General features: G+C 50.2%; 27 protein-coding genes, 2 pseudogenes and 1 riboswitch. Of the genes and pseudogenes, 14 read left to right on the top strand and 15 right to left on the bottom strand.

Features of this window, described 5'->3' with window-relative positions:
- Window positions 1-44 precede the first annotated feature (44 nt).
- Window positions 45-1,058, top strand: a complete 1,014-nt coding sequence (locus LY264_RS08895) for an NAD-dependent epimerase/dehydratase family protein (protein ID WP_048224530.1) — start codon at window positions 45-47, stop codon at window positions 1,056-1,058.
- Window positions 1,059-1,158: 100 nt separating this feature from the next.
- Here LY264_RS08895 and LY264_RS08890 read toward each other — a convergent pair whose 3' ends face one another.
- The 4 genes from LY264_RS08890 to cspG form a co-directional block, all read right to left on the bottom strand.
- Complete coding sequence (locus LY264_RS08890) at window positions 1,159-1,989, bottom strand: N-acetylmuramoyl-L-alanine amidase (protein ID WP_048224533.1); 831 nt, start codon at window positions 1,987-1,989, stop codon at window positions 1,159-1,161.
- Window positions 1,986-2,309: a heavy metal-binding domain-containing protein gene (locus tag LY264_RS08885; protein WP_001160725.1), complete on the bottom strand. Its 324-nt coding sequence runs from the start codon at window positions 2,307-2,309 to the stop codon at window positions 1,986-1,988. Before LY264_RS08885 ends, LY264_RS08890 begins: the two co-directional genes overlap by 4 nt.
- A 204-nt stretch (window positions 2,310-2,513) precedes the next feature.
- Window positions 2,514-2,702, bottom strand: a complete 189-nt coding sequence (ymcF, locus tag LY264_RS08880) for a cold shock small protein YmcF (RefSeq protein WP_071692589.1) — start codon at window positions 2,700-2,702, stop codon at window positions 2,514-2,516.
- Between the two features lie 10 nt (window positions 2,703-2,712).
- Window positions 2,713-2,925, bottom strand: coding sequence for a cold shock protein CspG (gene cspG, locus LY264_RS08875; RefSeq protein ID WP_020996661.1), 213 nt, complete (start codon window positions 2,923-2,925; stop codon window positions 2,713-2,715).
- Window positions 2,926-3,445: 520 nt separating this feature from the next.
- On the opposite strand from cspG, the gene LY264_RS08870 reads away from it, so the two are divergent.
- The 7 genes from LY264_RS08870 (at window position 3,446) to yegS (ending at window position 9,078) form a co-directional block, all read left to right on the top strand.
- Window positions 3,446-3,961, top strand: coding sequence for a lipoprotein (locus LY264_RS08870; protein ID WP_003834409.1), 516 nt, complete (start codon window positions 3,446-3,448; stop codon window positions 3,959-3,961).
- Between the two features lie 225 nt (window positions 3,962-4,186).
- The gene (gene artP / locus LY264_RS08865; protein ID WP_003027295.1) at window positions 4,187-4,915 is read left to right on the top strand and encodes an arginine ABC transporter ATP-binding protein ArtP; all 729 of its coding nucleotides are present in this window, start codon (window positions 4,187-4,189) and stop codon (window positions 4,913-4,915) included.
- Window positions 4,916-4,931: 16 nt separating this feature from the next.
- On the top strand, window positions 4,932-5,663 hold the full coding sequence (artI, locus tag LY264_RS08860) for an arginine ABC transporter substrate-binding protein ArtI (RefSeq protein WP_003027298.1): 732 nt from the start codon (window positions 4,932-4,934) through the stop codon (window positions 5,661-5,663).
- A 6-nt stretch (window positions 5,664-5,669) separates the two neighbouring features.
- Window positions 5,670-6,386 (top strand): arginine ABC transporter permease ArtQ, encoded by a 717-nt coding sequence (artQ, locus tag LY264_RS08855; RefSeq protein WP_003027301.1) that lies wholly within the window; start codon window positions 5,670-5,672, stop codon window positions 6,384-6,386.
- A complete protein-coding gene (gene artM, locus LY264_RS08850; RefSeq protein WP_003840185.1) occupies window positions 6,386-7,054 on the top strand; it encodes an arginine ABC transporter permease ArtM in 669 nt (222 codons plus the stop codon). Before artQ ends, artM begins: the two co-directional genes overlap by 1 nt.
- A 261-nt stretch (window positions 7,055-7,315) precedes the next feature.
- On the top strand, window positions 7,316-8,047 hold the full coding sequence (gene artJ, locus LY264_RS08845) for an arginine ABC transporter substrate-binding protein ArtJ (RefSeq protein WP_048224536.1): 732 nt from the start codon (window positions 7,316-7,318) through the stop codon (window positions 8,045-8,047).
- 131 nt (window positions 8,048-8,178) lie between these two features.
- Window positions 8,179-9,078 (top strand): lipid kinase YegS, encoded by a 900-nt coding sequence (yegS, locus tag LY264_RS08840; RefSeq protein WP_048224539.1) that lies wholly within the window; start codon window positions 8,179-8,181, stop codon window positions 9,076-9,078.
- 19 nt (window positions 9,079-9,097) lie between these two features.
- On the opposite strand, the gene fbaB is transcribed toward yegS, so the two are convergent.
- Complete coding sequence (gene fbaB, locus LY264_RS08835) at window positions 9,098-10,150, bottom strand: class I fructose-bisphosphate aldolase (RefSeq protein ID WP_171845903.1); 1,053 nt, start codon at window positions 10,148-10,150, stop codon at window positions 9,098-9,100.
- 252 nt (window positions 10,151-10,402) lie between these two features.
- Here fbaB and LY264_RS08830 point away from each other — a divergent pair, with 252 nt between their 5' ends.
- From LY264_RS08830 to LY264_RS08820, 3 genes are read left to right on the top strand one after another with little or no spacing between them, the layout of a single operon-like run.
- Window positions 10,403-11,680, top strand: a complete 1,278-nt coding sequence (locus tag LY264_RS08830; protein WP_048224542.1) for a nucleoside permease — start codon at window positions 10,403-10,405, stop codon at window positions 11,678-11,680.
- Entirely contained in the window at window positions 11,677-12,681 is a 1,005-nt protein-coding gene (locus LY264_RS08825; protein ID WP_048224546.1) for an ADP-ribosylglycohydrolase family protein, read from the top strand. Before LY264_RS08830 ends, LY264_RS08825 begins: the two co-directional genes overlap by 4 nt.
- On the top strand, window positions 12,678-13,643 hold the full coding sequence (locus tag LY264_RS08820) for a PfkB family carbohydrate kinase (protein ID WP_048224549.1): 966 nt from the start codon (window positions 12,678-12,680) through the stop codon (window positions 13,641-13,643). Before LY264_RS08825 ends, LY264_RS08820 begins: the two co-directional genes overlap by 4 nt.
- On the opposite strand, the gene LY264_RS08815 is transcribed toward LY264_RS08820, so the two are convergent.
- The 3 genes from LY264_RS08815 to thiM are packed head-to-tail and all read right to left on the bottom strand — an operon-like array spanning window position 13,617 to window position 15,991.
- Window positions 13,617-14,363 (bottom strand): GntR family transcriptional regulator, encoded by a 747-nt coding sequence (locus tag LY264_RS08815; protein WP_008785236.1) that lies wholly within the window; start codon window positions 14,361-14,363, stop codon window positions 13,617-13,619. The genes LY264_RS08820 and LY264_RS08815 overlap by 27 nt on opposite strands.
- Window positions 14,364-14,405: 42 nt before the next feature.
- Complete coding sequence (thiD, locus tag LY264_RS08810) at window positions 14,406-15,206, bottom strand: bifunctional hydroxymethylpyrimidine kinase/phosphomethylpyrimidine kinase (protein ID WP_048224552.1); 801 nt, start codon at window positions 15,204-15,206, stop codon at window positions 14,406-14,408.
- On the bottom strand, window positions 15,203-15,991 hold the full coding sequence (gene thiM / locus LY264_RS08805; protein ID WP_048224554.1) for a hydroxyethylthiazole kinase: 789 nt from the start codon (window positions 15,989-15,991) through the stop codon (window positions 15,203-15,205). Before thiM ends, thiD begins: the two co-directional genes overlap by 4 nt.
- 31 nt (window positions 15,992-16,022) lie before the next feature.
- Window positions 16,023-16,118: riboswitch (TPP riboswitch) on the bottom strand.
- Between the two features lie 234 nt (window positions 16,119-16,352).
- Between thiM and LY264_RS08800 the strand changes: the two genes are divergently transcribed.
- Window positions 16,353-16,685: an RcnB family protein gene (locus LY264_RS08800; protein WP_003834436.1), complete on the top strand. Its 333-nt coding sequence runs from the start codon at window positions 16,353-16,355 to the stop codon at window positions 16,683-16,685.
- A gap of 52 nt (window positions 16,686-16,737) precedes the next feature.
- On the opposite strand, the gene LY264_RS08795 is transcribed toward LY264_RS08800, so the two are convergent.
- Together LY264_RS08795 and LY264_RS08790 are read right to left on the bottom strand one after the other, a co-directional pair.
- Window positions 16,738-17,745, bottom strand: coding sequence for a fimbrial protein (locus tag LY264_RS08795; protein ID WP_131820873.1), 1,008 nt, complete (start codon window positions 17,743-17,745; stop codon window positions 16,738-16,740).
- Window positions 17,717-19,063, bottom strand: a pseudogene (locus LY264_RS08790) (fimbria/pilus outer membrane usher protein); the annotation flags it as partial. The pseudogene LY264_RS08790 and the gene LY264_RS08795, both read right to left, overlap by 29 nt.
- 100 nt (window positions 19,064-19,163) lie before the next feature.
- Here LY264_RS08790 and LY264_RS08785 point away from each other — a divergent pair.
- On the top strand, window positions 19,164-20,195 hold the full coding sequence (locus LY264_RS08785; protein ID WP_001395480.1) for an IS630-like element ISEc33 family transposase: 1,032 nt from the start codon (window positions 19,164-19,166) through the stop codon (window positions 20,193-20,195).
- Between the two features lie 20 nt (window positions 20,196-20,215).
- Here LY264_RS08785 and LY264_RS08780 read toward each other — a convergent pair.
- From LY264_RS08780 to apbC, 5 genes and pseudogenes are all read right to left on the bottom strand, one after another.
- Window positions 20,216-21,358 (bottom strand): annotated as a pseudogene (locus LY264_RS08780) (fimbria/pilus outer membrane usher protein); the annotation flags it as partial.
- A 14-nt stretch (window positions 21,359-21,372) separates the two neighbouring features.
- Window positions 21,373-22,056 carry a fimbria/pilus periplasmic chaperone gene (locus LY264_RS08775; RefSeq protein ID WP_048215930.1) on the bottom strand — a complete coding sequence of 228 codons (684 nt, stop codon included), beginning with the start codon at window positions 22,054-22,056 and terminating at the stop codon, window positions 21,373-21,375.
- Window positions 22,057-22,119: 63 nt separating this feature from the next.
- Complete coding sequence (locus LY264_RS08770; protein ID WP_071692570.1) at window positions 22,120-22,698, bottom strand: fimbrial protein; 579 nt, start codon at window positions 22,696-22,698, stop codon at window positions 22,120-22,122.
- Between the two features lie 272 nt (window positions 22,699-22,970).
- Window positions 22,971-23,255: a DUF2574 family protein gene (locus LY264_RS08765; RefSeq protein WP_048215929.1), complete on the bottom strand. Its 285-nt coding sequence runs from the start codon at window positions 23,253-23,255 to the stop codon at window positions 22,971-22,973.
- Window positions 23,256-23,520: 265 nt separating this feature from the next.
- Window positions 23,521-24,630 (bottom strand): iron-sulfur cluster carrier protein ApbC, encoded by a 1,110-nt coding sequence (apbC, locus tag LY264_RS08760; protein WP_003027343.1) that lies wholly within the window; start codon window positions 24,628-24,630, stop codon window positions 23,521-23,523.
- Window positions 24,631-24,794: 164 nt separating this feature from the next.
- Between apbC and metG the strand changes: the two genes are divergently transcribed.
- On the top strand, window positions 24,795-26,828 hold the full coding sequence (metG, locus tag LY264_RS08755) for a methionine--tRNA ligase (RefSeq protein WP_048224563.1): 2,034 nt from the start codon (window positions 24,795-24,797) through the stop codon (window positions 26,826-26,828).
- Window positions 26,829-26,849 lie beyond the last annotated feature (21 nt).

Here is a 26,849-nt window from a genome sequence, read left to right as displayed (position 1 = left end):
CACGGAAGAATGCGCACGACGTTTTTTAAACACAGTGGATTGATATGAAGGTACTGGTTACCGGAGCCACCAGCGGCTTGGGCCGAAACGCGGTTGAGTTTTTATGCAGCAAAGGCGTCAGCGTCAGAGCCACCGGTCGCAACGAAGCGATGGGCAAGCTGCTGGAGAAAATGGGCGCAGAGTTTGTGCATGCGGATTTGACCGAGCTGGTTTCTTCGCAGGCAAAAGTGATGCTGGCCGGCATTGACACGCTGTGGCACTGCTCCAGTTTCACCTCTCCATGGGGAACTCAGGAAGCTTTTGATCTGGCCAACGTTCGTGCTACCCGCCGTCTGGGCGAGTGGGCCGTAGCCTGGGGCGTACGTAACTTTATTCATATCTCCTCTCCGTCGCTGTATTTTGATTATCACCATCATCGCGATATCAAAGAAGACTTCCGTCCCCATCGCTTCGCCAACGAATTCGCCCGCAGCAAAGCGGCTGGTGAAGAGGTGATTGCGCTGCTCGCCCAGGCCAACCCGCAGACTCGCTTTACTGTCTTGCGCCCACAAAGCTTGTTCGGACCTCACGATAAAGTCTTTATTCCCCGCCTCGCCCATATGATGTACCACTACGGCAGCATCCTGTTGCCGCACGGCGGGAGTGCGCTGGTGGATATGACCTATTACGAGAACGCGGTTCACGCGATGTGGCTGTCGAGTCAGGAAGCCTGCGATAAGCTGCCGTCGGGTCGCGCGTACAATATAACCAACGGTGAACATCGCACCCTGCGCAGTATTGTGCAGAAACTTATCGACGAGCTGAATATTGATTGCCGTATCCGCTCCGTGCCCTACCCGATGCTGGACATGATTGCCCGCAGCATGGAGCGCTTAGGCAATAAATCGGCGAAAGAGCCAAAGCTTACGCATTACGGCGTTTCGAAGCTGAATTTTGACTTTACGCTGGATACCAGCCGCGCCCAGGAAGAGTTAGGTTATCAGCCAGTTGTGACGCTTGATGAAGGGATTGAGCGTACCGCGGCCTGGCTGCGCGACCACGGTAAGCTGCCGCGCTAGGCTGATAGCCATTGCAGGGTGGCGGCACAAGCGTCACAAAATCCTGCAAAATTAACCGTAGGCCTGATAAGCAAAGCGCCATCAGGCATTGGTGTCTGCGTTAACCCTGCCCGTATTTCTCCAGTAACGCTTCGGCAATCGCCTGCGTTTCCGCGTCCGCCACGCCATTCCACAACGTCGGGCGGAAGTGCATCTGGAATGCCATAATCACCCGCTGCTGTTCACGCGGCGTCATCTCAGGTTTTACCTCATAACCATAGCGTGACAGTAGATCGAGCAATGACGCGGTTTCTACCGGCGTATGGGGCGCTCGTCCGGCGAGATAAAATGCCACACGCTGAGCATCCGGCCATGCGCCAATGCCCTGAGCGGCCAGTTCTTGCCACGGAAACAGCGGGCCGGGATCGTCCTTACGCTGCGGCGCAATGTCTGCATGAGCCACCACGTTTTGCGGTTTTATGTCGTAGCGGGCGATGATATCTTTCGCCAATGGGATTAACGCCTGAATCTGCGCGGGCTCAAACGGTGCAAAATACTTGCTGCCCGCTGATTTTTGCCAGCCGCGGTTTTCCAGCTCAATGCCAATTGAGGTATCGTTAATACGCGTAGCACCGCGCCAGAAGCTAATCCCCGCATGCCAGGCCAGATCTTTTTCCGGCACCAGTTGCCAGATACGCGGTTTACCATGGTAAAGCGGCGGCACTGCGGGGATCAAATAGTGTGAACTGACGTTTTTATCGGTCAGCGTAGCCAGGGAAGAGTCAAAATCATCGGCCGTGTAATGGATAACCAGTACTTTAATGCGCGGATAAGCAGCCTGGGCCTGACGGCGGGTATCTAACTGATACCCGTCTTTGTCGACAATCCCTTTTTCGCCAGCACATCCCACCAGCAACAGCGTAAATGCCAGCAGACACAACAGACGTTTCATCGGCGAGTTTTCACCGCGGTACCGCTGACGCTCACCATCAGCATGCTACCGTCTTTGCCTACGGTTTCGTAATCGATATCGATACCGACCACCGCATCAGCACCCAGCGCTTTCGCCTGTTCGCCCAGCTCCTGAAAAGCAATTTCACGCGCTTTACGCAGCTCTTTTTCATACGCGCCGGAGCGACCGCCAACAATATCGCGAATGCCGGCGAAGAAATCGCGGAAGATATTCGCGCCTAAAATGGCTTCGCCGGTAACAACACCGCAGTACTCCACGATGCTCTGTCCTTCCAGCGTAGGGGTTGTCGAAAACTGCATCATTAATCTCCTTTTTGCGCTAAGAGCACGACCTCAAAAGCATTATCAAACCAATACACTATGACACTCAAAGGAATGCCCGCCAAATAAAACTGCTATCCTTGTTGATGTGTAGCGGTTTCAGGTGGTGCGTTTTTTATTTTTATTTGACTGTTATGCCGCCAGAAATAAAAAAGCCCCCAGATGTTTGGGGGCCTGAAGTTATTATTTTCTGAAATCTAATGGCGCCTGGCCGGACTGAATGTACATTGCTACGTTATCAAATGTAATCATTTTTGATTTACAAAAAATACATTTTGCCCCGAATGGATTTCCTTCAGTAACATCAAAGGTTGATGTTCTGTATTGGGAGCCATGGCAACATGGACAGCGAAAGTGAATATGATTAGTAATAATAGTTACCTCAAAGCGCCACAACATTAATTGCGGATGGACCTTTAGGTCCCTGCTCCACACCGAATTCGACTTTCTGGTTTTCATTCAGTGTCTTAAACTCATTACTTTGAATCGCTGAGAAATGGACAAAGACATCTTTGCTGCCATCTGCAGGCGTAATGAAGCCAAAACCTTTTTCAGGATTGAACCATTTAACTAAACCAGTCATTTTAGTAGACATATATTTATTCCTTAATTTGAGCCTTTCGGCAAGCTTGGTTTTTATGACAGAAACTTCGTAGTGCTTAATGAAGAGACTCAAAGAGGGGATAAACGGATTACACCTAAAAATGAGAACTGCTTGAGTAAACTACTTTGTATATCGTCTGTTATTCAAACCGACCGGATCATTAACGCACGGGCACCGAGATTAAGCAACTCTTATTTTAGCCATCCGGATTCCCTTATAGCCAACAACACGGCATGAGTTTTGTTTAGCCAGGCGTAAAGCGCGGCAAATGGAACATGCAAATGCTCAGATGGTCTATACAGTATAAGAAGCATGAATGGCCGCCAACGCCCCGTTGCAGGTTGATATACTAAAGCTGAAGCTGGCAACGAGCGCCACCAACATGCTTCAGGTGGGGTGTCCGCGAATTTGCTTTAGCAAAAACAATGTGTTAATCGATCATACAATCTTTAGTGAGACCGAATTGTTCATCGTAGAACACAATTAGTAGGAAGCTTATAAGGAAATCATTATGCGCTATTCGAAACTCTCTCTGCTGGTTCCATGTGCACTACTTCTCAGCGCCTGTACGACCGTGACGCCGGTCTATAAAGATAACGGCACGCGTAGTGGTTCATGCATAGAAGGTGGGCCAGACAGCGTGGCTCAACAATTCTATGATTACCGTATTCAGCATCGAAACAATGACATTACCGCCCTTCGTCCGTACCTGAGCGACAATCTGGCTAAACTGCTGACCGACGCCAGCCGCGATAATGCACACCGCGACCTGTTTAACAGCGATCCGTTCTCCAGTCGCGCTACGTTACCAGACAGCGCCAGTGTCGCCAGCGCATCGACTATTCCGAATAGTGATGCACGCAACATTCCACTGCGCGTAGAGCTGAAACAAGGTGACCAAAGCTGGCGTGATGAAGTGCTGATGATCCGTGAAGGTCAGTGCTGGGTCGTTGATGATGTACGCTATCTGGGCGGCAGCGTACACGCGCCAGCCGGGACGTTGCGCCAGTCTGTCGAAAACCGCTAACCGCCCCATTCACCCGCTTAAATCATAACCCCCATAAATTGTCTGGCATTCTGCATAGAATGCCGACATTTATTCTTGCCCACTGGTGACCTCGCTATTTTGTGCTATGTTTAGAGAAGAATGCGGTTTGCATTTAACTTTTAACGCATAAATATTGCATAACTATTCTGTCAAAGGTAGTATCTGCGGCTTCAATAGCTATCAGACTGCCAGTATCGAGTGTCAATGAGTATTCAATTAAACGGCATTAACTGCTTCTACGGCGCACATCAGGCGCTGTTCGATATCACGCTGGATTGCCCTCAGGGTGAAACACTGGTGTTACTTGGCCCTAGTGGAGCCGGGAAAAGCTCGCTGCTGCGCGTACTCAACCTGCTTGAGATGCCGCGCTCAGGCACGCTCTCTATTGCGGGCAACCGTTTCGACTTCACGAAGACCCCGTCAGATAAAGCCATTCGGGATCTGCGTCAGAACGTGGGCATGGTCTTTCAGCAATATAATCTCTGGCCGCATCTCACGGTTGTGCAGAACCTGATTGAAGCGCCCTGCCGTGTGCTCGGTCTGACAAAAGAGCAAGCGATGGCGCGCGCCGAGAAACTGCTGGAACGTCTGCGCCTCAAGCCTTACAGCGATCGTTACCCATTACATCTTTCCGGTGGCCAGCAACAGCGTGTAGCCATTGCCCGCGCGTTGATGATGGAGCCGCAGGTGCTGCTGTTTGATGAACCGACCGCCGCGCTTGACCCGGAAATTACCGCCCAAATCGTCAGCATCATTCGCGAACTGGCGGAAACCAACATTACTCAGGTGATCGTCACCCACGAAGTGGAAGTTGCACGTAAAACGGCCAGTCGTGTGGTGTATATGGAAAACGGTCATATCGTCGAGTTTGGGGATGCGAGCTGCTTTGCCAACCCGCAAACCGAAGCGTTTAAAAACTATCTTTCTCACTAAGATTCGGGACAATACAATGAAAAAAGTTCTGATTGCCGCGCTAATCGCAGGTTTTAGTCTTTCCGCTACCGCAGCCCAAACCATTCGTTTCGCCACCGAAGCGTCTTATCCTCCGTTTGAATCTATCGATGCGAATAACAAGATCGTAGGTTTTGACGTTGATCTGGCAAACGCGCTGTGTAAAGAGATTGACGCTACTTGTACCTTCACCAATCAGGCCTTCGACAGCCTGATCCCAAGCCTGAAATTCCGTCGTTTTGACGCGGTAATGGCCGGTATGGACATCACCCCAGAGCGTGAAAAACAGGTGCTGTTCACCACCCCTTACTACGACAACTCTGCGCTGTTTGTGGGCCAGCAGGGTAAATACACCAGCATTGACCAGCTGAAAGGTAAAAAAGTCGGCGTTCAAAACGGTACTACGCACCAGAAATTCATCATGGATAAACATCCGGAAGTGACCACTGTGCCGTATGACAGCTACCAGAATGCCAAACTCGATCTGCAAAACGGTCGCATTGACGGTGTATTCGGTGACACCGCAGTGGTAACCGAATGGCTGAAAGACAATCCAAAACTGGCCGCGGTTGGTGACAAAGTGACGGATAAAGATTACTTCGGTACGGGTCTGGGCATCGCGGTGCGTCAGGGCAACACTGAGCTGCAGCAGAAGTTTAACGCTGCGCTGGAAAAAGTGAAGAAAGATGGGACTTACGAAACCATCTACAACAAATGGTTCCAGAAGTAATATTTGATGAATGAATTTTTTCCTTTAGCAAGCGCCGCCGGGATGACCGTCGGCCTTGCCGTTTGTGCGCTGATCATTGGCCTTGCGCTCGCCATGTTTTTTGCCGTCTGGGAGTCAGTAAAATGGCGCCCGGTGGCATGGGCGGGCTCGGCCCTGGTCACCATCCTGCGCGGTCTGCCAGAAATTCTGGTGGTTCTGTTTATCTATTTCGGCTCCTCGCAGCTGCTGCTGACGCTGGCCGATGGCTTTACGATCAATCTCGGGTTTGTACAAATCCCGGTTCAGATGCAGATCGAAAACTTCGACGTCAGCCCGTTCCTGTGCGGTGTCATTGCACTGTCATTATTGTACGCCGCTTACGCGTCGCAAACGCTGCGTGGCGCGCTGAAGGCCGTGCCACTCGGACAATGGGAATCAGGTCAGGCGTTGGGTTTGTCTAAAGCCGCGATCTTCTTTCGTCTGGTGATGCCGCAGATGTGGCGTCATGCCTTACCGGGACTGGGTAACCAGTGGCTGGTATTGCTGAAAGATACCGCGCTGGTCAGCCTTATCAGCGTGAACGATCTGATGCTACAAACGAAGAGTATTGCCACCCGTACCCAGGAGCCGTTTACCTGGTACATTGTGGCGGCCGCTATTTACCTGGTGATTACGCTGGTGAGTCAGTACATTCTCAAACGCATTGACCTGCGCGCGACACGTTTTGAGCGGAGACCAGGCTGATGCTTGAGTATTTACCTGAATTGTTGAAAGGGCTGCATACCAGCCTGACGCTGACAGTCGCCTCCATCGTGGTTGCTCTGGTGCTGGCGCTGATCTTCACCGTCATCCTGACGCTGAAAACGCCGGTGCTGGTGTGGCTGGTTCGCGCGTATATCACGCTGTTTACCGGTACACCGCTGCTGGTGCAAATCTTCCTGATCTACTACGGACCAGGACAGTTTCCGGCATTGCAAGAATATCCGGTACTGTGGCATCTGCTCTCTGAACCCTGGTTATGCGCCTTAATTGCGCTGTCGTTAAACAGTGCAGCCTACACTACGCAACTGTTCTACGGTGCTATCCGTGCAATCCCGGAAGGCCAGTGGCAGTCCTGCGGAGCGTTAGGGATGAGCAAAAAGGATACGCTGGCGATTCTGTTGCCGTACGCCTTTAAACGCGCCCTCTCCTCGTATTCCAACGAAGTGGTGCTGGTATTTAAAAGTACCTCACTGGCTTACACTATCACGCTGATGGAAGTCATGGGCTATAGCCAGCTGCTGTACGGTCGTACTTATGACGTTATGGTCTTCGGTGCCGCGGGTGTGATTTACCTGATCGTCAACGGCTTGCTGACGCTGATGATGCGCTTAATCGAGCGTAAAGCGCTGGCGTTTGAACACCGGAATTAAGCATATGCCTGATGGCGCTACGCTTATCAGGCCTACGGTTCATGCACCTTTTGTAGGCCGGATAAGGTGCTAGCACCGCCATCCGGCAAATATGCATAAAGCAAAATAATAAAGACGGACAACAACCTAAATTGTCCGTCTTTTTTTATACTGTAAAAAATACTTAATCATTTTTATTGCATATAAATTCATAAAATGGCATTGTTACTCCACGCCGCAGACACGGTAATAATCATAAGATTGACAGACGGGAGTTCCACCATGAAAAAGTTAGTACTGGCCGCATTACTGGCTACTTTCGCCGCTGGCGCCTCAGCCGCTGATAAAATTAGCTTTGGTGTATCAGCGACTTATCCGCCATTTGAATCGCTTGACGCGAGCAACAAAATTGTCGGTTTTGACATCGACCTGGCAACGGCGCTGTGCAAACAAATGCAGGCGGAATGTACTTTTACCAATCATGCTTTCGACAGCCTGATCCCCGCGCTGAAATTCAAAAAATATGATGCAGTGATTTCCGGAATGGATATCACGCCCGAGCGTAGCAAACAGGTTGCGTTCACTCAGCCTTACTATGCTAACTCCGCGCTGGTTATTGCCAAAAAAGATACCTATAAAACCTTTGCCGATCTGAAAGGAAAACGCATCGGTATGGAAAACGGCACCACGCACCAGAAATACCTGCAGGACAAACATCCTGAAGTGAAAACCGTGGCCTACGATAGCTATCAGAATGCGATTATCGACCTGAAAAATGGCCGTATTGATGGCGTATTTGGCGATACCGCTGTGGTTAACGAATGGCTGAAAACCAACCCGCAGTTAGGCGTTGCCACTGACAAAGTAACCGATCCGCAATACTTCGGTACTGGCCTTGGCATCGCGGTTCGCCCGGATAACAAAGCCCTGCTGGAAAAACTGAACAGCGCGCTGGTGGCAATCAAAGCTGACGGCACGTACCAGAAAATCAGCGATCAGTGGTTCCCGCAGTAACGTCTGCCCAATCTGAAAAGCCGCGCTCTGCGGCTTTTTTTATCTCTTCGCCTGCGCTTTCAGTCAGTTCTTACGCCATAAACGCTTTCCTGGCATACACTTGTTAAAACGAAAAAAAGTGAGGCAAACGGATGATAGCGTTCCCTGCCAGTTTACTGATCCTCAATGGAAAAAGTGCTGATAATCTCCCCCTGCGTGATGCCATTGCGAAGCTTCGCGATGAAGGCGTGGAAATCCATGTTCGCGTGACCTGGGAAAAAGGCGATGCCCAACGCTACGTTGATGAAGCTCGTCATCTAGGCGTTGCTACGGTGATAGCCGGCGGCGGTGACGGCACCATCAACGAAGTTTCGACAGCGCTGATTCAGTCGCAGGGTGGCAATATTCCAGCGCTGGGTATTTTACCGTTGGGAACGGCGAATGACTTTGCCACCAGCGTTGGTATACCCGACGACCTTGATAAGGCGTTAAAGCTGGCTATCGCTGCAAATGCGACTGCGATCGATATGGTGCAGGTCAACGATAAAACCTGTTTTATCAACATGGCGACCGGGGGATTTGGCACGCGCATCACCACCGAAACGCCAGAAAAACTCAAGGCCGCACTGGGCGGTGTATCATATTTTATTCACGGATTAATGCGCATGGATACGCTCAAGCCCGACATCTGTGACATTCGTGGGGAGGATTTTCACTGGCAGGGTAAAGCGCTGGTGATTGGTATCGGTAACGGTCGCCAGGCCGGTGGTGGGCAACAGCTTTGCCCGACGGCGCTGATCAACGACGGCCTGCTGCAACTGCGCATTTTCACCGGCGAAGAACTACTGCCAGGACTGCTTTCGGCGTTAACGCAATCCGAAGACAACCCTAACATTATTGACGGCGCATCGTCGTGGTTTGATATCCGCGCCCCACACGAAATTACCTTTAATCTCGATGGTGAACCACTCAGCGGACAAGAGTTTCATATTGAAATCCTGCCCGCTGCGCTACGTTGCAGACTGCCGCCAGGTTGTCCGCTATTGCGCTAACCCAACGACAATCCGAGGATCAGGCAATAGTAACTTTGCTGTCCAGATAAACGTCCTGTACGGCGTTAATCAACTTAACGCCGTCGGCCATGGTTTTCTTGAACGCTTTACGCCCCAGAATCAGCCCCATACCACCCGCACGTTTGTTAATAACCGCCGTACGTACTGCATCGCTCAGGTCGGTGTCGCCGCCGGCCGCCCCGCCAGAGTTAATTAACCCGGCGCGCCCCATATAACAGTTCGCCAGTTGGTAACGCACCAGGTCAATTGGATTCTCGCTGGTCAACTTGGTATAGACGCGATCGTCGGTGTAGCCAAAATTAACCGCTTTATACCCGCCGTTATTTTCCGCCATTTTCTGCTTAACGATATCCGCTCCGATAGTGGCAGCCAGATGGTTAGCCTGCCCGGTAAGATCGGCGGAAACATGGTAATCGACACCATCTTTTTTAAACGCGGAGTTACGCAGATACGCCCACAGCACGGTAACCATACCCAACTCATGGGCGCGCTCAAACGCTGCTGAAATCTCTTCAATCTGGCGGCGAGATTCCTCAGAACCGAAATAGATAGTTGCCCCTACCGCAACCGCACCCATATTGAACGCCTGCTCTACGCTGGCATACAGCGTCTGGTCAAAGGTATTCGGATAGCTGAGCGTTTCGTTGTGGTTAATTTTAACGAGGAACGGGATACGGTGCGCGTAGCGGCGGGAGACAGAAGCCAGCACACCGTAAGTTGATGCCACGCAGTTGCACCCTGCTTCGATAGCCAACTCCACAATATTCTTCGGATCAAAGTACAGCGGGTTAGCGGCAAACGAAGCCCCAGCAGAATGCTCTACCCCCTGATCCACCGGTAGGATTGACAGATACCCTGTCCCGGCAAGCCGCCCCGTGTTATACAGCGCCTGCATATTACGCAGCACGGCAGGCGGCCGGTTGTTATCCACCATTACGCGATCGACGTAATCATGTCCAGGCAGGTAAAGTTGGTCAGAAGGAATGGTCATACAACGATGCTGTAAAAGGCTGTCGGCATCTTTGCCAAGCAACTGCGCAATATCAGTCATAGCTATGCTCCCGTAAGTTCCGGTTTAAAACCGGAATATGGATTGTCCTGACCCGCCTTTTTGCGGGCAGCATTAAGCCTGGTACCGACTGCGCTTTTTTTCCATCTTTAGCGCACTTTTCAGCAACTTCTGCTGGCTCGATTCAGGAAAAAATAATGTTAAGACGGTCAAAGTTTAATCTCAAAGGTATTTTAAAGGTATTGTTGAATGGTACTATCAGCGCGTACCTTACCTGTCATGAAGGATTTAAAGATGAAAACTACAGTTAAGCTGTCGTTCATGATGTTTGTAGAGTGGTTTATCTGGGGCGCCTGGTTTGTACCACTGTGGCTGTGGCTGAGTAAAAGTGGCTTTAGTGCCGGAGAGATCGGCTGGTCCTACGCCTGCACAGCCATTGCAGCGATCCTGTCGCCCATTCTGGTCGGTTCAATCACTGATCGCTTTTTCTCCGCGCAAAAAGTGCTGGCGGTGTTGATGTTCATCGGCGCTATTCTGATGTACTTCGCCGCCCAGCAAACCACCTTTAGCGGATTCTTCCCTCTGTTACTGGCCTATTCGTTGACCTATATGCCGACGATTGCGCTGACCAACAGTATTGCTTTTGCCAACGTACCGGATGTTGAACGTGATTTCCCGCGCATCCGCGTGATGGGGACCATTGGCTGGATTGCCTCCGGTTTGGCCTGCGGTTTCTTACCGCAAATGCTTGGCTATAACGACATCTCACCCACCAATATTCCCCTGCTTATCACTGCCGGAAGCTCCGCATTGTTAGGCGTTTTTGCCTTCTTTTTACCGGATACGCCGCCAAAAAGTACCGGCAAAATGGATTTCAAAGTTATGCTGGGTCTGGATGCGCTGATCCTGCTGCGCGATAAGAACTTCCTCGTCTTCTTCTTTTGCTCTTTCCTGTTTGCGATGCCACTGGCGTTCTATTACATCTTCGCCAACGGCTATCTGACAGAAGTCGGAATGAAAAACGCCACCGGCTGGATGACACTGGGCCAATTCTCTGAAATCTTCTTTATGCTGGCGCTACCGTTTTTCACCAAACGCTTTGGCATTAAAAAGGTATTATTGCTTGGTCTTATTACTGCGGCGATCCGCTACGGATTTTTCGTTTACGGCGGTGCGGAAGAATATTTCACTTACGCCCTGCTGTTTCTCGGCATTCTGCTGCACGGCGTCAGTTACGACTTCTATTACGTCACGGCTTACATCTATGTCGATAAAAAAGCGCCGGTCCACATGCGCACCGCAGCGCAAGGGCTTATCACCCTCTGCTGTCAGGGGTTCGGCAGCCTGCTCGGTTACCGTCTGGGCGGCGTGATGATGGAAAAAATGTTTGCTTATCAGGAACCGGTTAATGGTCTCACCTTTAACTGGGCTGGCATGTGGGGATTTGGCGCGGTCATGATTGCCGTCATTGCCGTGATGTTTATGATTTTCTTTCGCGAATCAGACAAAGAAATCACCGCCATTAAGGTGGACGATCGCGATGTAGCGTTGAAACAAGGGGAAGTAAAATGAAAGCAGAACGTATTCTCGGTGCTCTTTATGGGCAGGCGTTAGGGGATGCGATGGGCATGCCGTCGGAACTGTGGCCAAGAACCCGGGTTAAAGCACACTTCGGTTGGATCGACCGTTTTTTGCCCGGCCCTGCGGAAAATAATGCCGCCTGCTATTTTAACCAGGCGGAGTTCACTGATGACACGTCCATGGCACTGTGTCTGGCAGATGCCCTGCTTGAGTGCGACGGCGAAATTGTGCCAGACGTTATTGGTCACAATATTCTGGCCTGGGCCGAGCAGTTTGATGCTTTTAATAAAAACGTGCTTGGCCCGACCTCGAAAATTGCGTTGAACGCTATTCGTGACGGTAAACCAGTCGCCGAACTGGAAAACAACGGCGTGACCAATGGCGCGGCAATGCGCGTTTCCCCGCTGGGATGCCTGCTGCCCGCCCGCGATCTTGATGCCTTTATCGATGATGTGGCACTGGCCTCCAGCCCAACGCATAAATCGGATCTGGCTATCGCGGGAGCCGTTGTCGTCGCGTGGGCGGTATCGCGCGCCATCGACGGAGGAAAATGGTCAGAGATTGCCGACGCGCTACCTGCCATTGCCCTGCGTGCGCAGCAAAAACGAATCACCACCTTTAGCGCATCGCTTTGTGCACGCCTTGAACTGGCGCTGAAAATCGTCCGTAACGCCGACGGCGTCGAGTCCGCCAGCGAGCAGTTGTATCAGGTTGTGGGGGCAGGAACCAGCACCATTGAGTCCGTTCCTTGCGCTATCGCCATGGTTGAGCTGGCACAGACCGATCCTAACCGCTGCGCCATTTTGTGCGCTAACCTCGGCGGCGATACCGACACCATCGGGGCGATGGCAACCGCCATTTGTGGTGCATTACACGGCGTGAGCGCGATCAACCCAGCATTGAAGCAGGAGTTGGATGCGGTGAATCAGCTGGACTTTACCCACTACGCCAACGGGTTAATGCGACTGCGCGAGCAGCGGGAGGCGCTATGAGCAACACGCATCTGCAACAACTTCTCTCGCAGTTACGTACACAGCGGCCAGTAACGGTGGTGGGTGCGGCGGTGATTGATGTCATTGCCGATGCGTATGCCCTCCCCTGGCGCGGCTGTGACATCGAGCTCAAGCAGCAAGGTGTTAACGTTGGCGGCTGCGCACTCAATATCGCCGTCACGCTTAAGCGTTTAGGTATCGATGCCTGCAATGCTCTACCACTGGGCCAGGGAGTGTGGGCCGACATTATCCGCAACCGGATGGCAAAAGAGGGACTGCACAGCCGGATCGACAATGCCGAAGGCGATAACGGCTGGTGTCTGGCGCTGGTGGAGCCGGATGGCGAGCGTACCTTTATGTCTTTTAGCGGCGTTGAGAATCAGTGGAATGCCGCCTGGCTGGCACAGCTGGATATCCCGCGTCATAGCCTGGTGTATCTTTCGGGTTATCAGCTAGCGTCCCCGTGCGGTGAATTGCTGGTGCAGTGGCTGGAAGGTCTGGAAGAGGTGACACCGTTTATCGATTTTGGCCCGCGCATCGGCGACATTCCCGAGCCCTTACTGGCAAGAATTATGGCCTGTCGTCCGCTGGTTTCCCTCAATCGCCAGGAGGCGGAAATTGCTGCCGAGCGGTTTGCATTGAGTCAGGATGTGGAAGGTTTTGGCGCAGAATGGGTGCAGCGTTTCACCGCACCGCTGGTCGTGCGGCACGATAAAGACGGCGCATGGTATTTCAGCGCACAGACATCCGGCTGCGTACCGGCATTTGCAACGGCGGTCGTTGATACTATCGGCGCAGGTGACAGCCACGCTGGCGGCATGCTGGCTGGGCTGGCATCTGGCTGGACGCTGGCCGACTCAGTGCTGTTAGGTAACGCGGTGGCGTCCTGGGTAGTTGGGCATCGCGGCGGCGATTGCGCCCCGTCACGCGAGGAGCTACTCCTCGCACACAAAAACGTATAGATCGCTACGACAGTAACTGATGCTGTATTCAATAGGCCGTTGCTGCTGGTCAAGCGCTACCTGCTTGATCACCAGTACCGGCACTTTGCTATCCATTTGAATGTGCGCCTGGAACTCTGCGTCAGGCATTCTGGCGCTAACACGTGAGCGCGTACGCTGCGGGAAAATATGCTGGCTACGAAAATAGTCATACAGCGAAACACCGATGGCATCCACGTCATGAATTAGATGTGCGGGTACCCAGGACTCTTCAATAGAGACTGCGTCTTCGTCAACGTAACGAATGCGTTTGAGCAGGAAAACATCACTCCCTGCGACAACAGCCAACTGCTGTGCCACCTCTTCCGGGCAAGGCACAATTCTTTTGTTAACCCACAAAGTATCCGGTTTTTTACCGCGCAACACCACCTGCTGAGAAAAACCGCGCGCTTCTTTAAGCGAATACTCGAAGATATTGTTAATTTGCGTTCCGTAACCGCGGGCACGTGTTACTACACCTTCTTCTTCCAGGGCCTGCATCGCCTTACGTACCGTAATCCGAGAAACGCCGGTCAACTGGCTGAGGTCGCGCTCGCCGGGCAGGATATTGCCGTGCTCCAGGATCCCACTGCGCACAGCATTCTTCACCGTCTGCGCAAATTTCATATACAGCGGCGTGTTATCCGCCGCTGAAATACGTTCATTCAGTTGTGCGATAAGCTGGGTATGCGCTTGTTCCATTTATCTTTTTCCTGGCCGCCGTTTCTGCAGCCAGTATACCCATTACCACCACGCGTGGAAATGATGCACCGGACCGATTCCTTCGCCAACTTCCAGCGTGTCGGCCTGTGCCAGCGCCGCTGAAAGCCACAGTTTGGCTTCCTGTACGGTATCGGCCCAGCTGTTATGGCGCGGACGCAGGGCTGCCAACGCCGCCGATAGCGTACAACCGGTGCCATGGGTGTTTTTGGTCATCACCCTTGGTGCGGTAAAACGCTGCTCACCATCGCGCGTAAAGAGCCAGTCGGGGCTTTGCGCATCATCCAGATGACCGCCCTTCATCAACACTGCCTCGCAGCCCAGCGCCCGTAGCGCCCTTCCCTGCTCTAACATCTCCTGCTCAGTTTGCGCATGCGATGCCCCGAGCAGTGCAGCAGCTTCGGGTAAATTAGGGGTGATAATCGAAACCTGCGGCAACAAACGGGTACGCAACGTTTCTACCGCCGAGGGCGACAGCAACGGATCGCCGCTTTTCGCCAACATCACCGTGTCCAGCACCACATTTTGTACCCGATGGCGACGTAAACGTTCGGCAACAGCTTCGACAATGTCCGTCTCAGCCAACATACCGATTTTAGTCGTATCAATACGCACATCATTGAACACAGAATCCAACTGCGCGGCGACAAAATCAGGTTCAATGCGATACACCGACTGCACCCCACGCGTATTTTGCGCCACCAGCGCCGTGATAACGGAACAGCCGTAAGCGCCCAGCGCCGAGAAGGTTTTTAAATCAGCCTGAATACCCGCGCCACCGCTTGGGTCGGTTCCAGCGATCGTTAATGCGTTAATCCGTTTCATGCTTGCTCCTGGGCATTCAGGTTATAGAGGGCGTCGAGAAATGCCGGGACAAAGCTACCCGGTCCGTTTGATTGCCCGGTGGCGATTTGCCCGGCCTGTTTCATCCAGCTACAGGCGGAGGCGACGTTATCAAGTCGGTCACCACGTAAAGCGCAACTGGCCGCAACAACCGCTGAAAGAGCACATCCGGTGCCCACCACGCGAGTCATCAACGGGTCACCACCGTCCACGCAAACGGTACGCTGACCATCGGTGACGTAATCCACTTCGCCGGTCACCACGACAATGGTCCCAATCTGACGAGCCAGCGCCTGCGCTGCCGGAAGCGCAGCGACAGCCGTATCGGTTGTATCCACGCCGCGTCCCCCACCGTTCATGCCGGCCAGAGCAAGTATTTCCGAAGCGTTGCCACGAATAGCAGCAGGCTGTAGTGACAATAATTCCAGGCAGAAGCGGCGGCGAAACTCAAGCGCGCCTACGGCAACGGGATCGAGCGTCCACGGGGTTTTAGCATGATGAGCCTGCTTAACTGCGGCACGCATCGCCGCGGCCCGTTCCCGAGTTAAGGTGCCGACATTAACCAGCAACGCACTGGCAATAGCGGCGAATTGGCTGGCTTCCTCAGGCTCGATCACCATCGCAGGCGATGCGCCCAGCGCCAGTAACGTATTGGCAGTAAAGCTTTGCACGACCTCATTGGTCATACAGTGTGTGAGCGGGGATAAGTTTCTAAATTGGTGCAAAGTGTGAGCCGCGAGCGCGCGGCTGTGCAGGTCAGGCTGCATTGTTCAGCTCCTGCCCGCGCGAAGAAGGGACACGAGCAGTGTCAGACTTCCCTACGCTGGCATTATCCAGATCAGGTGGTACGGGTATTTCTCAGCCTTCACCAGAAGGGCACCCCGAGTCGTTGAAACACAAACGTAATACGCTGGTTTCAGTAACAGGATACTGCCTGTGCTTAACGATGTAAATTGGCGCACTCCCCACTCCCGCAGTGAAACTACTGGTCAAGGTTGCTGCAATTCTGTACTTTCATTTACACTTTTTACGAAATGACTGGAGTGATCACAAAATAGTGCTTGTCAGACATCCTGTATGCCAGGAATGATACATGACTGATTTTGATGACCCGAAGAGGTAGAGAGGATGGGTATGAAGAATAAAATGTTGCTGGGTGCACTTCTGCTTGCAAGCAGCGTCGTCTGGGCCGCACCAGCTGCAACAGCTGCCCCCACCGGTATCGATAAGTATGAACTGAGCAGCTTTATTGCTGACTTCACCCATTTCAAACCCGGTGACAAGGTTCCACCACTGTATCTCACCGAAGAATACACCATTAAACAGTGGAATCTGCGCAACCTGCCCGCACCGACAGCAGGCACCCACTGGACCTACATGGGCGGCGCATATGTGCTGGTCAACGATGCCGATGCTAAGATCATTAAAGCCTACGACGGCGAGATTTTTTATCATCGATAAAAAAACGCACCCAGTATAGTTGGGTGCGTAAACTTCTTGCTTTACTTACTTTTTAATTATAGTCAATAACGACCTTTACCCGACTCATTGTTTCTCCCGCAGTGACTTTCCCTGCATACGTTCTGGTGCGGGCGTAAATATTGATTGGTACTATATTCGCTTTCACATCGCCAGATCGATACAGGTTACTTCTGCCATAACCAATACTCGTTGAACCGTCCATTGATAACTGAAATCCTACCGACCCTGCGCTATTCGCCGCAGTACCATAATCGTTGGTCAGGGTCATTGAATCCTCCGCCAATGGACTCATCGGTTCAAAATAAAATAACAGATTATCAGGCGTAAACTTCAGATTCCCAGCCCCACTGGCCTGACAGGTGAATATTACCGGGTGAAGCTCAAATTTTTTCTTATCAAGATCATTAATATTTATCCTTCCCAGATCAATTTCCTGATTACCAAAATAGCAGGTTGTGATATCGACCATAATCGTGACATTTAAATTATAATTTAATTTTTTTGAACTACAGTTATTCTCATTTCCCTGACAGTATTCAAGGCTCAACTCAGTAACGAGAGGGATCGTCGCACCAGGGGCGATGATCGTTGCGGCCCCGCGGTCTGGGGCCTCAACAATTGAATAGTTCAGAACTAAACCCGCCATATCAAAAAAATCTGACAATGTATACTTTGCTTTATTTGCAACAATATCCTTTGCTTGATAACTCACAGAAAAGGAAACAATGTAATATTTACTGCCTACCTTAAAAGCATATTCACTGCTATGCAAGATGGCCATTGCGGCCTTCAACCATGCCTTCTCCTGTGACTTACAGTCCAGTACAACAGTGCCATCCTGGCCAGAAGCAAAAACACCACCATCAAGTACACCGGACATCGCATCTGGGGTGAAAGAATATGCTCCCGTAATATTTGGTGGAGGAACAAAATCACATTTATCAGCCTGTGCCCAAAAAGAGCATAATGTTAATACCGTTAACAGTATCCATCTCATCATCATTATCCTTTTACTGGCATGAGTATGTCTTACTGGCATCAATTTCCTGATTGAAGGAGATTGTGCAGTAACGTCCTTGTTGTTTATCAATGGCAACTTTGATTTTTGCAGGCACGTCATTAGTACGAATAAACAACATACTGCCTTGCCCAACCAGACCAATGTTTTCGCCCTGTTCGCTTTCGACCTCATAATCAAAGGTTAATGGTGATCCATCCGAGCGCAATGCTTTAAAGTACCAGGGTTTACGCTGGTCGGTATCAAATTGCGCTTTGACCACTGCCCCACGATATGGAGCAACACTTTTACGGTTACCCTGTAATTCTGTTTCGCTATTGGTATTAGAGACATCCAGTGTCAGCATATTCTCACGGTACGCACTCATACCATCATATACCACCGTACCTTTACTGTTTGTCTCCCGATATTTCTGCCCATTGATATAAGCGCCTTCAAGTCCGGGGGCGTCTACGATGGCGAAAGTCTCAGAAAGGTGGTTTGCCAGGTTTATACCGCCAGCCCATGCCACAATCCCACCGGAGATACTGCCACTGCTTTGTTTATATTTTGTGGATTGACTATAACTACCGTTAACCGTTGCAACAGGAGCACGCCACGTCACATTTGCCCCTGCGCTGGTTTCGCTGTCTTGTCGTTGATGGCTCAGGTTTACACCATAGTTAAATTGATCGCGATCGCCTGCGATCCCACTAATACCGGTATTATTTGATGCAAAACCATCATCATCAAATGTGGTCGAGTTAGAGAGATATACCTGTCGCCGTGGCGTGGATATACCATCTCCCCAGTTAAAGGGTATGGAGATAAAGATGTTGAAACGTTTATCTTCATTATGATCTTCATCGTAGGTTTGGCTAGCAGAAAGCGTATAGCTAATCCGTTGCCAACTATTGGTGTAGCTCAGTTGATAATCTTTATTACTACCGCTACGTCCCCAGTAGTCACGCCATAATGTGCTTAATGATACGGATCCCCACCCCTCAGGAAGCGATTGATTGATGTTGGCTGTAAAACTGTTTTTACGACCGAAATCATACTGATAATAATCAGCAATATCGTAGACATCATTTTCATCACGATGATAACTGTTTTTATTATTCGCCCATACGTGATCGTTAAATGTACGATAGTCACGAGAAGAATATCGGTATGCCGCTAAACCAAATCGCGTCCCTGTCTGCGTAAGATATTTATTCCACGCAACCTGGTAACTCTGGCCATCAAAAACGTCACCATTATCCTGTTTACTATGTGACTGCGTGGCGTCAAAAGAAACAGCGCCAATGCGCGTATTCCAGCCTGTTCCCAGCGTAAAGGCATTATAGTTATCCCCTAAATAGCTGCGCGGAATAGTAGATCACTGAAAGGGAACTCAGCCCGGATTGTGCGATCTGATCAATCGCCAAACCAACCAAAATCACCAACCGGACTGAGCGATGCCGATCATAGTACCAATACCCCGTGGCGAACGACGCCTGATGCAGAAAGCTATTCATAAAACGCGTGATAAAAATCATGCCCGCAGACTCACGGCCATGCTGATGCTTCATCGGGGTGAACGGGTCAGCGATGTTGCCAGAACTCTCTGTTGTGCCCGTTCATCCGTTGGTCGCTGGATTAACTGGTTTACGCACTCAGGTATTGAAGGCCTGAAATCCTTACCCGCAGGGCGCTCCCGACGCTGGCCTTTTGAACATATCTGCACCCTGTTACGTGAGCTGATAAAGCATTCTCCCGGCGATTTTGGTTATCAACGTTCACGCTGGAGCACCGAATTACTGGCAATAAAAATCAATGAGATAACCGGTTGCCAGTTACATGCAGGAACCGTTCGCCGCTGGTTGCCATCTGCGGGGCTTGTATGGCGCAGGGCCGCGCCAACTCTGCGTATCCGTGACCCACATAAAGATGAAAAGATGGCGGTAATCCACAAAGCGCTGGATGAATGCAGCGCAGAGCATCCGGTATTTTATGAAGATGAAGTGGATATCCACCTTAATCCTAAAATCGGTGCGGACTGGCAGTTGCGCGGACAGCAGAAACGGGTAGTGACGCCGGGGCAGAACGAAAAATACTATCTGGCCGGCGCACTGCACAGTGGCACGGGTAAAGTCAGCTACGTGGGCGGCAACAGCAAAAGTTCAGCGCTGTTTATCGCTCTGCTGAAGCACCTGAAAGCCACTTACCGGCGGGCGAAAACAATCACGCTGATCGTTGATAACTACATTATCCATAAAAGCCGCGAAACACAGCGCTGGTTGAAAGCAAATCCCAAGTTCAGGGTAATTTACCAGCCGGTTTACTCGCCGTGGGTGAATCATGTGGAACGGCTATGGCAGGCACTTCATGACACGATAACCCGTAATCATCAGTGCCGCTCAATGTGGCAGTTACTGAAAAAGGTCCGCCATTTTATGGAAACCGCCAGCCCATTCCCCGGAGGAAAACATGGTCAGGCAAAAGTGTAGCGGTATTAGGCGCAGCTATTTAGCATTGTGCCGCCATACAGCGTTAATAGATTATTAAAGCCATACTGATAACTGGCCTGAACGAAATCACTTTGGTTGCTGGCACCTTCAATATGGCTGCGACCCGCGACAAAATCATACTTTGACACACCAGGCTGCAACATATTGGGTACAGACGAATAAGGAACCAGATAGGTCGTAACGGTACCATCCGCTTCTTTCACGCTAACGTCGAGGTCCGCCCCACCGCCTGCTAACTGCAAATCGGCAATTGAGAAGGGGCCCGGCGGTACCTCTTTTTGATAGACAACAAAACCATTTTGTTCAATAGTGACAAGGGCATTACTTTGTGCAATCCCTTGAACTAACGGCGTAAAATTCTGTTTTGAGTTCGGGAGCATCTGCATATCACGATATAAGCGTACCCCGCGAAACCGCACGGTATCAAAAATATCTGATGATGTGTACATATCGCCCGCGCGCAATGTGCCCAAAATTTCCGGGATCCCGCGCTCCAAATAGAGAGTATTACTCTTCCACTCACCATTACTATCATCAGTCTTATTGTAACTAGCATCAGAATGTAGTTGCCAACCTAATAAATTCAATCCGCTATTAAAACGAGCAAAAGTATTTTTACTGTTACCGGAGTCTTTATAATCGCTATAGTATTGGCTCACATAATAGGACGTATACAGCGCATTAATCCCCCGTTCCCAGTTTTCAGGCTCGACGTAACCGTATTCAAGTTCATTGACGAAAGCCTGCGGGACATTGAGATCAAGGCGAAATCGGCTCACATCAAAAGTCGCCCCTCCCCCCTGAAGTGCAGTTTTTAAAGGTACACATTGTGCATCTTTATCGACTTTAATCCCTTCAGACTTAATCCCAAGACGATGAACGAGATCCCACGTCAAACACGTGTCATCAGGTTCATCTTTGACATTCAATTCATATTTCCCACGCCATTGGTTGTTAAGATAAATATCTAGATCATAGGTTCCGGAAATCGGTTTTTCACCATCAAATCTAAAGTCACTGACCTTTTCACCCTTTAATCCCCCCATCATAAAATGGGTATCAAATGTTTCTTCTTCAGCAAATAGTTGACCCGAGAACAACAGAAAAAATATCGCGGAAGCAAGTGGAGTTATCCTTAACATGGCCACACCTCATATTATTTAACTCTGATCGTATCGCTAACATAATTACCGCGATCATCAATAATAGTCACAACATACTGATTGCTGCCATTGTTTCTCAGTTGGAGAAGTTGACTGGATAATGGTGGCAATAAAATAGTTTTACCATTTAACTGAACTTTGTTCGCTTCAATCTTGGGGATGGTAATCCAGTTCGCAGTAGCATTATTTAAATTTAACCCGCCATTGCCGCGAGAAAAACTTAACTTTTTAATGCTATTTTGTGTGACCGACTCAATACCCTTAGGTCGGTACAGCATTTTTAATCTGTTCTGCATGGCAAATTTTAGCGTATTCTTCCCATCTTGATTATTTGTATTTGGGGGTATATCCAGCACATTAAAATAAAAAAGACTTTCTTTATCATTTGGTAAGTTATTGGCGATTTTTTTGATTTTTATTTGCTGACCTGAATTACCTTTAACACGGATAACCGGCGGAGTCAGCAAAAATGGTACATCTATTTTTTCCGGAGGTAATGTAGTATCGCCATCATCAATCCAGGATTGTACCAGTGATGCCCTGGTACTCTCATTCATCAACTGAACGACAATTTCTTTTTGATCAGCCGGATAAATAACACGGGTGCCATAAATCACGATATCAGCGTGTGCCGGGAGCGTCAGTGCTATCAGGCCTGAAAGTAAAATCCGTTTCATAATACACTACCTTATTGATAGCGCTATATTGTCGAGTCATCCCGACAATATAGCCATTTAGAATTAATCAGTTTCAACAGTAAATTTTATCGTAGATTTTACATCGCCAGCTTTAACAACCTGAGCCAGTCGCGCCCATCGCGCATCAAATTTCAAGGTGTACTTGACACCTTCATTTCCAATGGACTCACCTTTCAACCCGCTAACATCCACAACCTGGTCGTTCTCGTTGATATTAACGAAACTCGTGGCGGTGTTATAAAAATCAACAGCGAACCCTACGCCGGTAGTATCGCCACCATCATCCTGTAATAATCCCGGATGTTCCGAGAATTTAGTTGGTGAAAAGGTAATATTTTTCAACTCTACCGTAGACGGACAAATAATTTCAATTGAATCTGCATCGGTATTCCACACTTTTGTACTGCTAACAGCGCCGATACCAATTTTATACACATCAGAAGTTGAAATTGTACCCATGTCGATAATTGCAGAGTCACCACCATTGGAATTAAAATGACAAGATGACCCTTCTACTGTCGCTTGAATGATTAACTGTCCCTCATCAGTAATTTCAGCAGCATGCGCCATACCGACAGATAAAAATGGTAACATCGCCAAAGAAATAATGGATCTTTTCATAGGTCATTCCTTATTAATTTTAATAAATACATCCTTTTAACAACTTCGAAATCAAAATGTCACGAGAATAATTTTGACGCAATGTGAAATGATGTTTTATTTGATTTAACGCAAATTTCACTAAGCATTATTTAAGCATAAGATAATACTTATTTAAGTAATTCACGATAATAATAAATAACGGAAAGCAAATGTAATAGAAGGGAAAATTAAAGAGGCGGCAGTATTACGCTGGGTAAAACTGCCGTTTGACAAGATTCATTCTGAGGTCATTAATCGTAGGTATTGAGCACTATTTGCCGTGTCGTATCACCCGGTAACATCACACGTTGCGTATTGACACCCCGGTAGTTTGGTTTGTCGCTTCCAACCGTCAATCGAACCGCATCTGCCTGGCAATCATTTTGAGGCTCGCCACCTGTCATATCGATATGGCAGGTGGACTCAACAACATGCCCGATGATTGTTAACTTTCCATCGATTGTATCAGAAGCCAAAGCCTGCAAACTCATTCCATAAGCCAGAGTAATAACTCCCAAGAATAAACTTTTCTTCATTGTGTTCATTATTCCTGTAATGGGTGGGAAACAGCGTACAAGCCGCCTGCACTGAGTATTATCAGTTAACTCCCCTATTTGAACCAATTGAAATTGTAGATTAATGGGATAGATTTGATCAATTGTAATGATGCATTGAGGTGATTTATTCGGAAAAAGGCATGAATTATAAACGCAGAATGAACAATATCGTGAGATTTTTAAATTTAATATATTCACCACATCAATAATACATTGATGCGGTGAATATCTGTAACGCTATAAATTACACCGCGCGGAAGGCAATTTCGCCCGGAATAACCTCTCCCTGCCAGTAGAGCTGTGCGGCCACTCGTCCTGCCAGGTCGCGGTAAATAGCAGTAAATTCGCTATCAGGACGGCTAATCACCGTCGGCGTACCACGATCGAGGTCCTCACGCAGAGAAATATGCAGCGGCATCTGTCCCAGCAGTTGAGTGTGATACTGCTCGGCCAACTTCTGTGCCCCACCGGTACCGAAGATCGGTTCATGGTGACCGCAGTTGCTGCAAATATGCATACTCATATTCTCAACAATACCCAGTACCGGCACTTCGACTTTTTCGAACATCACGATGCCCTTTTTCGCATCGATCAGCGCGATGTCCTGCGGCGTAGTGACAACAACCGCGCCCGTTACCGGAATGTTCTGCGCCAGCGTCAGCTGGATGTCACCGGTGCCCGGCGGCATATCCAGTACCAGATAATCAAGATCCGGCCATAAGGTTTCCTGCAACATCTGCAGCAGCGCTTTGCTGGCCATCGGGCCGCGCCATACCATCGCGTTATCGTCAGTGACCAGATAACCAATGGAGTTCGTTGCCAGACCATGAGACATGATCGGTGCCATGTGGGTACCATCTGGCGAGGTTGGACGCTGGTTTTCCGCGCCAAGCATTGTCGGGATAGACGGACCATAAATATCGGCGTCCAGAATCCCTACCTTCGCCCCTTCTGCAGCCAGCGCCAGCGCCAGGTTCACAGCGGTAGAGGATTTACCCACGCCACCTTTTCCTGAACTGACGGCGATGATGTTTTTCACACCATTAATACCCGGCTGGTTTTTCACGCGCTTCAGCGTCGCGATGTTATGCGACAGTTTCCAGTCGATCGCTTTCGCACCGGTAATACGCAGCAGATCGGCGCTACATTGCTCTTTTAAGTCCTCAAACGCGCTATGCCAGACAAACGGCATGACCAGCTCAACGTGCAACGTGTCATCCATCCAGGCGACGTGGTGCAACGCTTTAAGCGTCGTCAGATTATGCTTCAGGGTTGAATGCTGAAAATTCGCCAGCGTCCCGGCAACCATGGCGCGCAGGGTCTCTGGTGATTTGGCCTGGGATTGTGCGTTCATCCCGACTCCTTTTTGTTGTTCTGAATATACAATAGTCACCAGGTAGTTTACTCCAACCGCAACAATTATTCATTTACGGATAAATGCCCTTATCGCTTGGCGCAGTAATTACCATTTTGGTACTATCAAAGCCCTTTTCACTACAAAAGAAGTAATTGCCCACTATGACTCAAGTCGCGAAGAAAATTCTGGTAACGTGCGCGCTGCCGTACGCCAACGGCTCAATCCACCTCGGCCATATGCTGGAGCACATCCAGGCTGATGTCTGGGTCCGTTACCAGCGAATGCGCGGCCACCAGGTTAACTTCATCTGCGCGGACGACGCACACGGTACGCCAATCATGCTGAAAGCACAGCAGCTTGGGATCACGCCAGAGCAGATGATCGGTGAAATGAGTCAGGAGCATCAGACTGATTTTGCAGGTTTTGACATCAGCTATGACAACTACCACTCGACGCACAGCGAAGAGAACCGTGAGTTGTCTGAGCTGATTTATACTCGCCTGAAGGAGAACGGTTTTATTAAGAACCGTACAATCTCCCAGCTTTACGATCCGGAAAAAGGCATGTTCCTGCCGGACCGTTTTGTTAAAGGCACCTGCCCGAAATGTAAGTCTCCGGATCAGTACGGCGATAACTGTGAAGTCTGTGGCGCAACCTACAGCCCGACCGAACTTATCGAGCCGAAATCCGTCGTGTCTGGCGCAACGCCGGTGATGCGTGACTCCGAACACTTCTTCTTTGATCTGCCGTCATTTAGCGAAATGCTGCAGGCGTGGACACGCAGCGGCGCGTTACAGGAGCAGGTCGCCAACAAAATGCAGGAATGGTTCGAATCCGGCCTGCAACAGTGGGATATCTCTCGCGATTCCCCGTACTTCGGTTTTGAAATCCCGAATGCGCCTGGCAAGTACTTCTACGTGTGGCTGGACGCGCCAATTGGCTATATGGGTTCATTCAAAAACCTGTGCGATAAGCGCGGTGACACCACCAGTTTTGACGAATACTGGAAGAAAGATTCCGACGCCGAGCTGTATCACTTCATCGGTAAAGATATCGTCTACTTCCACAGCCTGTTCTGGCCTGCCATGCTGGAAGGCAGCAACTTCCGCAAGCCGACCAACCTGTTCGTACACGGCTACGTGACGGTGAACGGCGCGAAGATGTCCAAATCTCGCGGCACCTTCATTAAGGCCAGCACCTGGCTGAAGCACTTCGATGCCGACAGTCTGCGCTATTACTACACCGCGAAGCTTTCTTCACGTATTGATGACATCGACCTGAACCTGGAAGACTTTGTCCAGCGCGTTAACGCCGATATCGTCAACAAAGTAGTCAACCTGGCATCCCGTAACGCCGGCTTTATTGCTAAGCGTTTTGACGGCGTTCTGGCGAATGAACTGGCCGACCCGGCGCTGTATAAAACCTTCACCGACGCCGCAGCGGTGATTGGCGAAGCATGGGAAAGCCGTGAATTTGGTAAAGCTATCCGTGAAATCATGGCACTGGCCGACGTGGCAAACCGCTACGTTGACGAACAGGCACCGTGGGTCGTGGCTAAACAGGAAGGCCGCGATGCCGACCTGCAGGCGATCTGCTCCATGGGTATCAACCTGTTCCGCGTGCTGATGACCTACCTGAAACCGGTTCTGCCAACGCTTGCTGAACGTGTTGAAGCTTTCCTGAACAGCGAACTGAGCTGGGATGCCATTGAGCAGCCACTGCTCGGCCACAAGGTCAACACCTTTAAAGCGCTGTACAATCGCATCGACATGAAACAAGTTGAAGCGCTGGTTGAGGCGTCGAAAGAAGAAGTGAAAGCAGCTGCTGCACCGGTTACCGGCCCGCTGGCGGATGACCCGATTCAGGAAACCATCACCTTTGATGATTTCGCTAAAGTTGACCTGCGTGTAGCGCTGATTGAAAACGCCGAGTTCGTGGAAGGTTCTGACAAACTGCTGCGTCTGACGCTGGATCTCGGTGGTGAGAAACGTAACGTCTTCTCTGGTATTCGTTCTGCGTATCCAGATCCGCAGGTCCTGATTGGCCGCCAGACCATTATGGTGGCCAACCTGGCACCACGTAAGATGCGCTTCGGCATTTCCGAAGGGATGGTGATGGCCGCAGGTCCTGGCGGGAAAGATATCTTCCTGTTAAGCCCAGACGAAGGTGCAAAACCAGGCCAACAGGTGAAGTAAATCAAACATCTCAAGCGCTGC

The sequence above is a fragment of the Citrobacter portucalensis genome (assembly GCF_023374935.1).
Classification (GTDB): Bacteria; Pseudomonadota; Gammaproteobacteria; order Enterobacterales; family Enterobacteriaceae; genus Citrobacter; species Citrobacter portucalensis.
The sequence above is the reverse complement of the archived record's forward strand: the minus strand, read 5'-3'. Positions and strand labels throughout refer to the sequence as shown.